Origin of the sequence: Streptomyces sp. NRRL F-5650 (genome assembly GCF_000721365.1) — a bacterium.
In the GTDB taxonomy this organism is placed as follows: domain Bacteria; phylum Actinomycetota; class Actinomycetes; order Streptomycetales; family Streptomycetaceae; genus Streptomyces; species Streptomyces ardesiacus.
Map to the genome: position 1 here is coordinate 1 of NZ_JOGV01000029.1, position 11,822 is coordinate 11,822.

13 protein-coding genes are annotated in these 11,822 nt (G+C 72.9%); 5 read left to right on the plus strand and 8 right to left on the minus strand.

Annotated features, from left to right (window positions below):
* Window positions 1–398, plus strand: a 398-nt coding sequence (locus IG88_RS0123350; RefSeq protein ID WP_031044480.1) for a hypothetical protein, incomplete at its 5' end; no start/stop codon positions are given.
* Between the two features lie 10 nt (window positions 399–408).
* On the opposite strand, the gene IG88_RS0123355 is transcribed toward IG88_RS0123350, so the two are convergent.
* Window positions 409–816, minus strand: a complete 408-nt coding sequence (locus IG88_RS0123355) for a DUF1992 domain-containing protein (protein ID WP_031044481.1) — start codon at window positions 814–816, stop codon at window positions 409–411.
* Between the two features lie 81 nt (window positions 817–897).
* On the opposite strand from IG88_RS0123355, the gene IG88_RS0123360 reads away from it, so the two are divergent.
* On the plus strand, window positions 898–1,290 hold the full coding sequence (locus tag IG88_RS0123360; protein WP_031044484.1) for an FHA domain-containing protein: 393 nt from the start codon (window positions 898–900) through the stop codon (window positions 1,288–1,290).
* Between the two features lie 63 nt (window positions 1,291–1,353).
* Here the strand turns inward: IG88_RS0123360 and IG88_RS0123365 are convergent, their stop codons facing one another.
* A complete protein-coding gene (locus IG88_RS0123365) occupies window positions 1,354–2,025 on the minus strand; it encodes an O-methyltransferase (protein ID WP_031044497.1) in 672 nt (223 codons plus the stop codon).
* 116 nt (window positions 2,026–2,141) lie between these two features.
* Window positions 2,142–3,548, minus strand: a complete 1,407-nt coding sequence (proP, locus tag IG88_RS0123370) for a glycine betaine/L-proline transporter ProP (protein ID WP_031044500.1) — start codon at window positions 3,546–3,548, stop codon at window positions 2,142–2,144.
* A 424-nt stretch (window positions 3,549–3,972) separates the two neighbouring features.
* Here proP and IG88_RS0123375 point away from each other — a divergent pair, with 424 nt between their 5' ends.
* Window positions 3,973–6,189 (plus strand): bifunctional glycosyltransferase 87/phosphatase PAP2 family protein, encoded by a 2,217-nt coding sequence (locus tag IG88_RS0123375; RefSeq protein WP_031044502.1) that lies wholly within the window; start codon window positions 3,973–3,975, stop codon window positions 6,187–6,189.
* On the opposite strand, the gene IG88_RS0123380 is transcribed toward IG88_RS0123375, so the two are convergent.
* The 3 genes from IG88_RS0123380 to IG88_RS0123390 all read right to left on the minus strand — a co-directional run bounded on the left by IG88_RS0123380 (window position 6,143) and on the right by IG88_RS0123390 (window position 8,983).
* Complete coding sequence (locus IG88_RS0123380; protein WP_031044505.1) at window positions 6,143–7,798, minus strand: glycosyltransferase family 87 protein; 1,656 nt, start codon at window positions 7,796–7,798, stop codon at window positions 6,143–6,145. The genes IG88_RS0123375 and IG88_RS0123380 overlap by 47 nt on opposite strands.
* Before the next feature lie 98 nt (window positions 7,799–7,896).
* The gene (locus tag IG88_RS38910; RefSeq protein WP_158854007.1) at window positions 7,897–8,160 is read right to left on the minus strand and encodes a DUF397 domain-containing protein; all 264 of its coding nucleotides are present in this window, start codon (window positions 8,158–8,160) and stop codon (window positions 7,897–7,899) included.
* Window positions 8,135–8,983: a helix-turn-helix domain-containing protein gene (locus tag IG88_RS0123390; protein WP_031044511.1), complete on the minus strand. Its 849-nt coding sequence runs from the start codon at window positions 8,981–8,983 to the stop codon at window positions 8,135–8,137. Before IG88_RS0123390 ends, IG88_RS38910 begins: the two co-directional genes overlap by 26 nt.
* Before the next feature lie 93 nt (window positions 8,984–9,076).
* On the opposite strand from IG88_RS0123390, the gene IG88_RS0123395 reads away from it, so the two are divergent.
* The gene (locus IG88_RS0123395) at window positions 9,077–9,511 is read left to right on the plus strand and encodes an ATP-binding protein (protein WP_031044513.1); all 435 of its coding nucleotides are present in this window, start codon (window positions 9,077–9,079) and stop codon (window positions 9,509–9,511) included.
* Here the strand turns inward: IG88_RS0123395 and IG88_RS0123400 are convergent.
* The gene (locus tag IG88_RS0123400; protein ID WP_031044516.1) at window positions 9,508–10,098 is read right to left on the minus strand and encodes a cysteine hydrolase family protein; all 591 of its coding nucleotides are present in this window, start codon (window positions 10,096–10,098) and stop codon (window positions 9,508–9,510) included. The two genes, IG88_RS0123395 and IG88_RS0123400, sit on opposite strands and share 4 nt — an antisense overlap.
* Before the next feature lie 172 nt (window positions 10,099–10,270).
* Between IG88_RS0123400 and IG88_RS0123405 the strand changes: the two genes are divergently transcribed.
* Window positions 10,271–11,311, plus strand: coding sequence for a GlxA family transcriptional regulator (locus IG88_RS0123405; RefSeq protein ID WP_051852027.1), 1,041 nt, complete (start codon window positions 10,271–10,273; stop codon window positions 11,309–11,311).
* 23 nt (window positions 11,312–11,334) lie between these two features.
* Here the strand turns inward: IG88_RS0123405 and IG88_RS0123410 are convergent, their stop codons facing one another.
* Complete coding sequence (locus tag IG88_RS0123410; RefSeq protein ID WP_107452279.1) at window positions 11,335–11,799, minus strand: transglycosylase SLT domain-containing protein; 465 nt, start codon at window positions 11,797–11,799, stop codon at window positions 11,335–11,337.
* Window positions 11,800–11,822 lie beyond the last annotated feature (23 nt).

Consider the following 11,822-nt stretch of genomic DNA (forward strand, 5'->3'; position numbering starts at 1 on the left):
CCGCCGACCCGGGCGGTGCCCCCGCCGCCCCCGGCACCGCGGCCGGTGCCCCGGCCGGGCGCCGTACCGGCGGCGGAGGCGCCCAGGCGTCCGCCCCGGGGGCGAAGGACGGCGCCGCCACCCCCGTGTCGTACCGGCCGCTTCTTCCGCCCGGTGAGGGCGCGCGGCTCGGTGAGGGGCTGCGTCAGGCGGTGGCCGGGTTCGTCGACGCGCCTCGGGGTTCCGTCGAGGAGGCCGACCGGGTGCTGGAGGAACTCGGCACCCGCCTCACGGAGGCCCTGGCGCACCGCAGGCGGTCCCTGCTCGGGTCCTGGCAGCAGGCCGGCACGGACACCGAGCAACTCCGCCTGGCCCTGCGGGACTACCGCGAACTGGCGGACCGGCTGATGCGCCTGTGAACGACGGGCGTCAGCGCTCCGCCCGGCCCTCCCGCCACTGCCGTACGACCTCTTCGACGTCGTAGGGCTTCAGACCCAGCGGGGGGCCGGGCGGCGGCTTGAACATGACCTCGCGGATCTTGGCGTTGATCTCCTCGACGATGCGCCGGACCACCCGCTCCGACGGAGCCTTCGCCGCCGCCTCCAGGGCGTCCTCCGCCTCCTTGCGCAGGGCCAGCGTGGGCGGCAGCACGGAGACGCCCTCGCGGGCCATCTTCCGCTTGACCCACCACAGTTCGTCGTAGGTGCTGTCCATCTCGGCCGGCAGGGGCTTGCCCGCGCCGGGCAGCTCGGCGAACTCCCCGCGTGCGTCCGCGTCTCGAATCTGTTTGTCGACCCAGGACTCGAAGTCGACGCCGGGTGGCTTCCGCTCGGTCATGACCCCATTGTGCCGGACACCACACCACGGGTCGATCTATCATGCGGCGGCGACGAACCGACGGACCCCGAAGGAGCGCACGTGCTCGAACTCACCATGGCCGCCGTCACCGCGGCGGACGCGGGTGCCACGGCCGGCCTGCAGATGGCCGACGCGCCCAGCGAGCCCGACGCGGTGCTGCGCGTGGGCAGGGACAGGTCCGTGTGCCGGCTGGCGACGCCGGACGACTGGCTGTTCGTCTCCCGCGTCCACCTGGAGTTCCGCTGCGGAGCCGACGGCACCTGGCACCTGAGCTGGCTGCGCGGCTCGCAGCCGGACCCCTCCAGCGAGGTCCGGCTGACCATCGGCGAACACCTGCAGTCCCTGCCCTACGGCGGCACCGTGCCGCTGCCCAGGGGCGGCAGCGGCGAGGTCGTGGTCCAGGACCGTGCCGAGCCGCGCAGCGTCAACGTCGGCTTCTACCACGAGGTGTAGCCACGCCCCCGCCCCCGCCCCCGCCCCCGCCCCCGCGACGGGCGGTACGGGCGGCACTGCCGTTCAGGCCAGCACGCGGGCCAGCGCGAAGCCGTCGTATCCCTTGGCGCCGACCGTCTGGAGCGCGGTGCCGCTGAGCCGGGGGTGGCTGCCGATCAGTTCGACGGCGGCGCGGGTGCCGCGCACGTCGTCGGCGGTCGCCCCGGCGTCCGCCACCCGGCCGCCGCGGACCACGTTGTCCACGACGATCAGGCTGCCGGTGCTGGTGAGCCGCAGCGCCCACTCGAGGTAGTGCGGGTTGTTGCCCTTGTCCGCGTCGATGAAGACCAGGTCGAAGGGCGGCGGGTTCTCGTCGGCGAGCTTGGGCAGTGACTCCAGGGCCGGGCCCACCCGCACGTCGACGAGGGCGTCGAGCCCGGCGCGGGCGATGTTGCGGGTGGCGACCTCCGCGTGCCGGGCGCTGTACTCCAGGGTGACCAGGCGGCCGTCGGAGGGCAGGGCGCGGGCCAGCCAGATGGTGCTGTAGCCGCCGAGGGTGCCGATCTCCAGGACGGCGCGGGCGCCCTGCACCTGGGCGAGGAGCTGGAGGAACTTGCCCTGGGTGGCGGTGACGCTCACCGGGGGCAGCCCCGCGGCGTCGCTCTCCCTGCGGGCGGCCGCCAGGGCGTCGTCCTCCGTTGCGAGGTGGGCGGTGAAGTAGGTGTCGACGTCGTCCCAGAGCTGCGACTCGCTCATACCGGTGTGCACCCCGTGTCTCTCCGGTCCTGCTCGGCCGTTCCAAGCAGGTGCGCCAACGATCACTGACGAACGATGACGAATATAGACACGGGGTGCGGGCGCCGCAGGCGGTTTCAGGAGGGTGTGCCGGCTCCCGCCTCCACCGCGGGCGCCGAGCCCGGCAGCGGCCGGCCGGCGGACTCCGTCATGAACCACACCGCCACGCCGCCGACCACGGCCGCGGCCATCATGTAGTACGCGGGCATCATCATGTCGCCCGTCGCCCCGATCAGCGCCGTCACCACCAGCGGCGTCGTCCCGCCGAACAGGGACACCGAGACGTTGAAGCCGATCGACAGCGAGCCGTAGCGCACCCGCGTCGGGAACAGCGCCGGCAGCGCCGACGGCATCGACGCCGTGAAGCAGACCAGCAGCAGGCCCAGCGCGCCCATGCCCAGCGCGATCGCGAGCAGGCTGCCCTGGCGGATCAGCAGCAGCGCCGGGACGGACAGCAGCAGGAAGCCCGCGCAGCCCGCCGCGATCACCGGCCGCCGCCCGACCCGGTCGGTCAGCGCGCCGGCGAACGGCTGGACGACCATCATCAGCGCCATCACGCCCAGCACCACGAGCAGCCCGTGCGTCTCGTCGTACTTCAGCTCGCTGGTCAGGTAGCTCGGCATGTACGACAGCAGCATGTAGTCGGTGACGTTGAAGACCAGCACCAGGCCGACGCAGAGCAGCAGCGCCCGCCACTGCCCGGTGACCATCTCCTTCAGCGGCACCTTCGGGCGGTTCGTCTCCGCCTTCTCCAGCTCCGCCGCGAACGCCGGGGTCTCCTCCAGGCGCATCCGCAGGTACAGGCCGACGATGCCCATCGGGCCCGCGATCAGGAACGGGACGCGCCAGCCCCAGGACGTCAGGTCGCCGTCGGACAGCAGCGCCGTCATCAGCGTCACCAGACCGGCACCGCCGATGTACCCGGCGAGCGTGCCGAACTCCAGCCAGCTCCCGAGGAACCCGCGGCGCCGGTCCGGCGCGTACTCGGCGATGAAGGTGGACGCGCCCGCGTACTCGCCGCCGGTCGAGAACCCCTGCACCAGCCGTGCCGCCAGCAGCAGCACCGGCGCCCAGACGCCGATCGTCGCGTACGACGGGATCAGGCCGATGGCGAACGTGCCCGCCGCCATCAGGATCATCGTCAGGGCGAGCACCTTCTGCCGCCCCACCCGGTCCCCGAGCGGGCCGAAGACCATGCCGCCCAGCGGCCGCACCAGGAACGCCGCCGCGAAGGCGCCGAACGTGGAGAGCAACTGCGCGGTCGGGTTGCCCGACGGGAAGAAGACCTTGCCCAGCGTCACGGCGATGTAGCTGTAGACGCCGAAGTCGAACCACTCCATCGCGTTGCCCAGCGCCGCCGCCTTGACGGCACGCCGGACCAGCGCGGGATCGGTGGCGGTGGCGGCGGTGGACGCGCCGGAGGCGCGCGGGACGGAGGCGGAGGTCGTACGGGACCGGGGAACGGCGACGGGGACGGCCGACAAAACTACGCTCGCCTGCTTTCGACGGGGACAGGGACGGGGGCGCGGGAAACGCCACGACCCGTACGGCGGCGCTGTCGCCGGGCCGGAAAAGGCCCGCGGCACTCGGCCACGGGCAGAAAAGCGACCATAGGCGCTGATGCGCCGTTTACGCCCGGTATGCTTTTCGTTGCACTGTGCACCAAAATGGCGTACACGCAGGGGACATGCGCGCGCCGCGTGCCGTTCCCCGGCCCGCGCGCTGTGATCCTTCTCGCTTGCCGGACCGGAAAGCGGGCGGCTGTCAGGCAGAGCGGGGGCCGCCCGCGTCCTCCCCCGGGGGCGGTGCGAGCCTCATAGGGTTCGCAGGGACGACACACCGCGTGCACCAGCGCGGCACGTACGGTACGTACGGACGGGTACGAGCGGGGCGGGAGGCCGACGAGGCGTGGCGAATGCGGAGCACAGTGGGCGACCGGCGGATTCCTTCGGAGCCGCGGCCGTCGACGTGAGCAGAGCACGATGGCGCGTCGCACGTCTCGGTCTGTGGCTGATCGCCGCCGTCCTGGCCGTACGGCAGGTGGCCGCGGTCCTCGGCACCCCGCGCGGGGAGCGCCTCACCGACCTGGAGACCTGGGTCGGCGAGCACGGCGTCCTGCACGTGGAGGGGTCGCTCTACGACTCCACGCAGTTCACCGGCACCCCGTTCGTCGGCCTCGTCCTCAAACCCTTCACCCGCGCCGCCGAGCAGGCCCTCGGCTGGGGCTGGACCTTCGGCTCGCTGCTGCTGGTCGTCGCCCTCGGCCTGGTCGCCGCCCGCGCCCTGCCCCAGCCCGTCGGACGCCGTACGTCGCTGCTGGCGGCGCCGGTCGCCATCAGCCTGCTGATGCTCTCGCTGCCGGTGCGCAACGCGTTCTGGCTCGGCCAGACCAGCATCATCCCGGTCCTCCTGGTCCTGCTCGGCTGCTTCGCCGTGCGCGGGGCCCGGGGCGACCGCGTGGGCGGCGTGCTGATCGGCGTCGCCGCCGCCTTCCAGCCGACCGTCCTGCTCTTCGTCCCCCTGCTGTGGTTCACCGACCGCAGGCGGGCCGCCGTGTCGACGGGCGTCACCTTCGCCGCCTGCACCGCGATCGCCTGGGTGGCGATGGCCCAGGACTCGTACACCTACTGGGTGCACCACATGGCCGGCGTCGGCCTGGGGGGCGCGGCCGACGACCTCGCCAACCAGTCGCTGCACGGCGTCCTGCTCCGCCTCGGCGTCAACGGCCCCCTGGAGATCGCCCTCTTCCTGCTGCTCGGCGCCGCCGTCGCCGTCCTCGCCCTGCGCCGCGCCGTGCGCTACGCCCGCGACGGGCAACTGCTGCTCGCCGTCGCCGTCACCGGCTGCGCGGCCGTGGTCGTCTCCCCGGCCACCTGGCAGCACCAACTGCTGTGGCTGCTGCCCGCGGTCGTCGGCCGGGTCGGCAAGCGGGCCTCCGACCGGTACGTGTGGCCGGTCGCCGTCGTCCTGGTGATGACGCTGCCCGCGAAGATGATGCTGCCGAACATGGCGGCGCTCTACCCGCTGCGGGACAACGTCGTGCTGCTCGCCGCGCTGGCCGCCGCCGTCGCCGTGCCCTTCCTGCCGCGCACGTCGCCGTACTACGACACCCCGGTCCCCACCGCCTACGCGCCGCCGGTGCCCGCCCGCTTCAAGCACGTGCCGCTGCTGCCGTTCCTGCGCCGGGTCCTGACCCGCCCCAACCTCCTCCTGGAGCTGCTCCTCATCCGGGTCACCTACGCCGCCTACTCGCAGGTCCGCCTCGCGGCGACCGGCGGCAGCAACTCGGCGGGCCGGGCGCGTGCCGAGGAGCACGGGTGGCAGATCCTCGACGTCGAGCGCTTCCTGCACCTCGACATCGAGCACACGATCAACCACGCGGTGGTCGGGATCGGCTGGCTGCGGGACTTCTTCGACTTCTACTACACGTCGTTCCACTTCGTCGTCCCGCTGGCCGTCCTCGGCGTCCTGTACTGGCGCCGCCCGGTCGACTACCGCTGGGCCCGCGCCTCCCTGGGCTTCGCCACGCTGCTGGCCCTGGTCGGCTTCTGGCTCTACCCGCTGGCCCCACCGCGGCTGATGCCGGGGCTCGGGATCATCGACACGGTGCACGGCGTGCAGGACTTCTCCAAGCCGGACTACGGCACGCTGACCCACCTCACCAACCAGTACGCGGCGATGCCGTCGCTGCACTTCGGGTGGTCGCTGTGGTGCGGGGTGGTGATCGCGGTGATCGCGCCCCGGGTGTGGATGAAGGCGCTGGGCCTGCTCCACCCGCTGTTCACCGTCTCCGCGATCGTGGCGACCGGCAACCACTGGGTGCTGGACGCCGTGGGCGGCGCGGCGGTGGTCGCGGCGGGCTTCGGGCTGGCGTACGCGTTCCAGGGGCCGCGGGCGAGGACCGTCGCGGCGGTGCCTGCGGCCCGGACGGCGGAGGAACGGGTGGCGGTCGCGGAGGCGGCCGGGGCACCGGCGGAGGCGACCGGGGCATCTGCGGAGGCGGCCAAGGAGCCCGCGGCGGCCAAGGAGCCCGCGGCGGCCAAGGAGCCCGCGGCGGCCGGGGAGTCCGCGTCCGGCGTCAGCAGTGACCCCCCGACCCCGGCGAAGGACCGTAGCGCGAGCTGAGCCGGTACTCGCCCGGCGCGTCCACCGTCAGCCGGGTGAACTCGCCCTCCCGCGCGAGGCACCCGCCGTCGCTGCGCAGCCACGGCGACCAGGCGATGCGCACGGTCACCGCGCCGGGCCGCGCCACCCGCAGCACCAGCTCGGCGGGGCCGGTGGACACGACGGTGCCGGGCGGGGAGACGAGCGGCACGGCCTCCCGCACCCGGTAGACCTGCCAGTGCGCGTCCCGCCAGACGGGCTCCAGCCACTCGGGCCGCAGCTCCGGGTTCCGCACCAGTTCCGCCTCGGCCCGCGCCGGGCCGTCCGGCCTCCCGAGCGGCGCGACGACGAAGCCCACCGCCCACCGGTCCAGCCACTGCCGGTAGGCGGCCGCGGAGAAGGTGCCGTCGTAGAAGAGGCGCCCGCGTTCCACGTCGAGCTGCCGGTTCCAGCCGCGGGCCAGGTTGACGTGCGGGGCGAGGAGGGTGGCCTCGCGGTGGTTGCGGGCCGGCACCACCTCCACCCGCGTCCGGTCGGCGCCGAGCCCCTTCAGCGCGTTGACGACCCCGTCCGTCCCGGCGGCCCAGGCGGGCACGACGGTGGACACCTTCAGGTCGTCGACGGTCTTCTTCCCCACCCACCCGGACGAGTAGACGACCGCCACGGCCAGCAGCCCCGACACCAGCCGCCGGGACCGCGCCGCGGTGAGCGCGGGAGGGGCGGAGAGCAGCGCGGCCAGCAGCACGGCGGGCGCGAACAGCTCCGCGAACCGCTCGACGTTCGTGCCGACCGGCGAGGCGATCAGGTACGTCAGCACGGTCCCGAGCGCGTAGACGGCCCCGCTCCACCGGGCCACCCGCCAGGTGCGCGGGGCCAGCACGGTGACGGCGAGGCCGAGTACGACCGGCGGCCAGATGCGGTCGGCCGGCATGGGCTGCTCCCCGGTGAAGGGGAAGAACAGCGTCGTCAGCCCGACGACGGCGGCCGGGGGTATGAGCAGCACGAGAGCGCGTCCCCAGTCCCGTACGAGCAGGAACCCGGCCCCGACCACGGCGAGGAACAGCCCGGCCACCGGGGAGGCCAGGGTGGCGAGCGCCGCGTACCCGCCCGCGAGCCACAGCCGCCGCTCGCGCACCAGCGGCACGCAGGCGGCCAGCGCGAACGCGACGCCGAGCGCGAAGGTGGTCCGGCCCGAGGCGACGTCGCACCAGAGCGCGAGGGAGGCGAGCAGCGCGGGCCACACCGGGCGGCGCACCCCGCCCCGCACCATCAGCACGGCGGCCAGCCAGGAGGCGGCGAGACCGGAGACGACCGTGACGGTGCGCACGCCGAGCGCCGCCATCAAGTACGGGGATATGACGCTGTAGTTGGCGGTGTGCATCCCGCCGTACCAGAACAGCCCGTACGCCGAACCCCCGTGCCGCGACGCGAAGTCCGCCCACGCCTCCTGCGCGGCCAGGTCCCCGCCACCCGTGGCGAGGAACGCCCACCACACCGCGTACAGCGGGACGGTGGGCAGCGTCGCGAGCAGCGGCACGCGGTACCGACGCCCGAAGGCGCGCAGCGCGTCGCCCGGACGTCCGGACCGAGGCGGTGCGGACCGGGGGACGGTGAGTTCGGCAGGGGCCACGGGGCGGGGTTTCCGTTCGGCGTCGTCGGGGTGCCCGGTCTGGACACACGTGCGAAGACGATAAATCGAACAGAAACGTTGACCCGGGCCGGGTCCGACTACTCGGCGCCGGCCGCCCAGCCGAGGAAGGCGGTGAAGGCGGCGGGGGCGAGGGTGAGGACCGGTCCCGCCGGAGTCTTGGAGTCGCGGACGGCGACGGTGGCGTGACGGGTCACTTCGGCGACCTCCACGCAGTTGCCGCCCTGGTCGCTGCTGTACGACGACTTGCGCCAGGCAAGGCGACCGAGCGGCGCGCACTCCACGCATTCGCCGCCCTGGTCGCTGCTGTAGCTGGACTTACGCCACTGGACAGTCGTCGGCATTGCCCTGCTCGCCATAGCGTTCCTCCATCACCCGGCGGATCAGCGCCGCCGAGTCCTTGAGGGAGAGCGCGGCGGCTCGAAGATGATCGTAACGGAGTGAACAGTCCTTGACGCTCTCCGGGTTGGCGGTCGGATGGCCGCTGCCGTACCTCTCCGTGTAGAGGATGGCCGGGTCGCTCGCGAATCGGAAGATGCTGAATGAGCCTGTAAGTCCGGGGTGTGCTCCCGCCGAGAACGGGAGGACCTGAACGTTGATCCGGGGATTGTCCTCGAAGGACAACAGGTGGGCCAGTTGGCCGCGCATCGTTTCTCGGCCGCCGATCTCCTGGAGCAGTGCCGCTTCGCTGACGATCGACCAGAAGACCGGTGGGGTCTGCTTCTCGAAGATGCGCTGGCGAGCGAGCCGCACGGCGGTCCGGTCGTCAAGATCGGTCGGGTCGAACGTGCCCAGCACGGCCCGGACGTAGGCGTCGGTCTGGAGCAGTCCGTGGACCATGTGCGTCTGGAACGCACAGATCTCGATCGCACGTGTCTCCAACTCGGCCATCTGTTGGAACCAGGCCGGAAGCTGGGCGCGCATCACCAGCGTGATCAACCGGGACAGCAACCCGCCCGTCCCCAGCGCCGCGTCGACCCGTTCGCTGAACTCCGGCGTCGGCAGTTTCCGGGCCGTCTCGATCTGGCCGACCAGCGAGCCGGTGTAGTTGACGATGTCGCCGAGCTGCCGTTGGGTCAGCCCGGCGGCCTCCCGGTGACGGCGCAGCTCGAAACCGTAGTAGTCGAGCGGCGAGGCGCCCGGGTCAAGGGTGTTGATGTGGGTCACGCACAGCCCCCTTCGCGCACAACTCGGTCCACTGGAGCACCGGTTGTATCCGTTCTGTAGCCCACGGTAGTCGTCCGACGTCAGGCTCGTGCCGTGAACGAATACTTTCCCTCGGTCCTCGTGGGCCACCCCGTGGCGGAGCGGTACCGGATGAGCTTCACGGCCGGTGCCCACTCGGCCCGGCACGTCCGCCGCATCGTCCGCTCGTACCTGCGCGAGTGGGACCTGGCCGAACTGACCGACGCGGTGGAACTCGGCGTCACCGAGCTGCTGGCCAACGTCGTACGCCATGTCCCGGACCGGCACTGCACGTTGCTGTTGCGGCGGCAGGCGGACGGGGTCCGCGTGGAGGTGGCCGACGGGAGCCCCCGGCAGCCCGTACCGTCGGCGTGGGTGAGCGACGACGCGGAGGGCGGCCGGGGGCTGGTGCTGCTGGAGGCGGTGGCCGACGAGTGGGGCGTGGGTCCGGGGCCCGGGGGCGGCAAGACCGTGTGGTTCGAGTGCGGGGTCGGCCGCGCACCGGCCTAGGTCAGGGACTCCTGCGTCGGAACGACGACCCCGTACATGTCGGCGACGGTGGCGAGGGCGCCGTAGTGCACCTGGCGGGCGTCGAGTTCGGTGCCCGCGACCGGCAGGGCGCGGGTGGCGCAGGCGTCGGCGACGACCGTGGGGCGGTTGCCGCGCAGGAAGGCGCCCTGGGCGGTGAAGGCCACGCACATGTGCGTCATGAAGCCGATGACGACGAGGTCCTTGTGGCCGGCCGCGTCGACGTGCTCACCGAGGTCGGTGCCGTGGAAGGAGTCCGGCGCCTTCTTGGTGACGACGGGCTCGCCCTCGACCGGCGCGACGCTGGGGTGGATCTGCCCGATCTCGGCCCCGAGGTCGTACGGGGAGCCCTCGCCGCCGTCGTGGACCACGTGGACGACCTTGGCGCCCTCCCGGCGGGCGCGGGCCAGCAGCCGGGCGCCCGCGTCGAGCGCGGCCTGCCAGCCGTCGAGTTCCATGACGCCGGTCGTGTAGGTGTTCTGGTAGTCGACGAGGACCAGCGTGGAGTCGGCGAGCTGGGCGGGGGTGTCGTCGAGTCCGCTGAGGCGGCGCAGGGTGGTTCTGGGCACGGTGGCTCCTTGAAGCGGGGTGGGGGTGACGGTCGTTGGCCTGCTCCCACGACGCTAGGGCCCGCCCGGTGATGTCGGCAATGTCGTCTAACCTGCAGATACCGACATGGCCGTGGAGCCGTGGAGCCGTGGAGGCGTGGAGCCATGTGGCCGTGTGACCGTGGGAGGCGCCGTGAACTCCGTCGGACGACTGATCGTCGTCGTGCTCTTCGAGGGCGTCGACCTGCTGGACGTCACCGGGCCGCCGGAGGTGTTCTCCCTCGCGCGGCGCGAGACGGAGGACGCGGCGGGCTACAAGGTGCTGCTCGCCGCCGCGACCAGCGGCCCGGTCACCACCGCCGCCGGTGTCCGGGTCCTGCCCGACACGACCTTCGACGACCTGTCCGGGCGGCGCATCGACACCCTGATCGTGCCCGGCGCGGTAGAGGTGGACGGCCGGCGCCGGGTCCGGGCGCGCACCGACCCCGCGGTGGTGGCCTCGGTGAGGCGGCTCGCGGAACGCACCCGGCGCGTCACGTCCGTCTGCGTCGGGGCGCACGTCCTGGCCGCCGCCGGGCTGCTCGACGGCCGGCGCGCCACCACGCACTGGTCGACCGCGCGGCAGCTCGCCGACGAGCATCCGGCGGTCGAGGTCGACGCCGACCCGATCTTCGTCCGCGACGGCGACGTGTGGACCGGCGCGGGCATCAGCTCGTGCCTCGACCTCTCCCTGGCCCTCGTCGCCGACGACCTGGGGGAGGAGGTGGCGCTACGGGTGGCCCGGCAGCTCGTGATGTACCTGAAGCGGCCGGGCGGGCAGAGCCAGTTCAGCGTCCCGCTGGAACAGGTGTCGGCGACCCGGCGCGTCGAGGACCTCCGCCACCACGTCCTGCGCAACATCGCCGCCCCGCTGACCGTCGCCGACCTCGCGGCCCACGCCCACGTCAGCGACCGGCAGCTCACCCGCATCTTCAAGACCGAGCTGGGCACGACCCCGTACGCGTATGTCGAGTCGGCGCGCGTGGAAGTGGCCCGCCAGCAGCTCGAGTCTACCGACGCGACCCTGGAGCGCGTCGCCTCCGCCTGCGGTTTCCGCACCGTCGACACCCTGGTCAGGGCCTTCCGCCGCAGACTGGACACCACTCCGACCGAATACCGCCGCCGATTCCGCACGACGGCGAGCACGCGCGAAGACGGCCGCCCGGGGGACCAGGGGCGACCGTCTTCGGTGTGAGGGGGGGGAGCGGGGCGGGGGTGTCAGTACCAGCCGTTGGTCTGCCAGAAGCTCCAGGCGTCGCAGGCGCTGCCGTAGCGGTCCTTCATGTAGTCCAGGCCCCACTTGATCTGGGTGGCCGGGTTGGTCTTCCAGTCCGCGCCCGCCGAGGCCATCTTCGAGCCCGGCAGGGCCTGGACCAGGCCGTAGGCGCCGCTGGAGGCGTTGGTGGCGTTGACGTTCCAGTCGCTCTCGTGGTCGACGATCTTCGAGAAGCACTGGAACTCGGCCGAGTCACCGATCATCTTCTTCGCGGTCGCCTGCGCCGAGGAGGCCGGCGTCGCGGCCTGGGCGGGCCCGGCGGCGATCAGCGAGCCGCAGGCGGCCGCGGCCAGGGCGGCACCCGCGAGGGCCTTCTTCGGGGTGGCGGCGGTACGGAGGAGGGAAGCGGCGGTCAACGGAGGGCCTTTCTTCGGGGACAGGGGCGTCGGCGCACACCGGCCCGGCATGCGTCGGCGCCGCTGCCCGGGAG

Excerpts from the sequence above, each read along its gene's own strand:
- IG88_RS0123355 (WP_031044481.1), bottom strand. The coding sequence starts at position 816 with ATGACCGAGCGGAAGCCACCCGGCGTCGACTTCGAGTCCTGGGTCGAC.
- IG88_RS0123365 (WP_031044497.1), bottom strand. The coding sequence starts at position 2,025 with ATGAGCGAGTCGCAGCTCTGGGACGACGTCGACACCTACTTCACCGCC.
- IG88_RS38910 (WP_158854007.1), bottom strand. The coding sequence starts at position 8,160 with ATGCCGACGACTGTCCAGTGGCGTAAGTCCAGCTACAGCAGCGACCAG.
- IG88_RS0123410 (WP_107452279.1), bottom strand. The coding sequence starts at position 11,799 with ATGCCGGGCCGGTGTGCGCCGACGCCCCTGTCCCCGAAGAAAGGCCCT.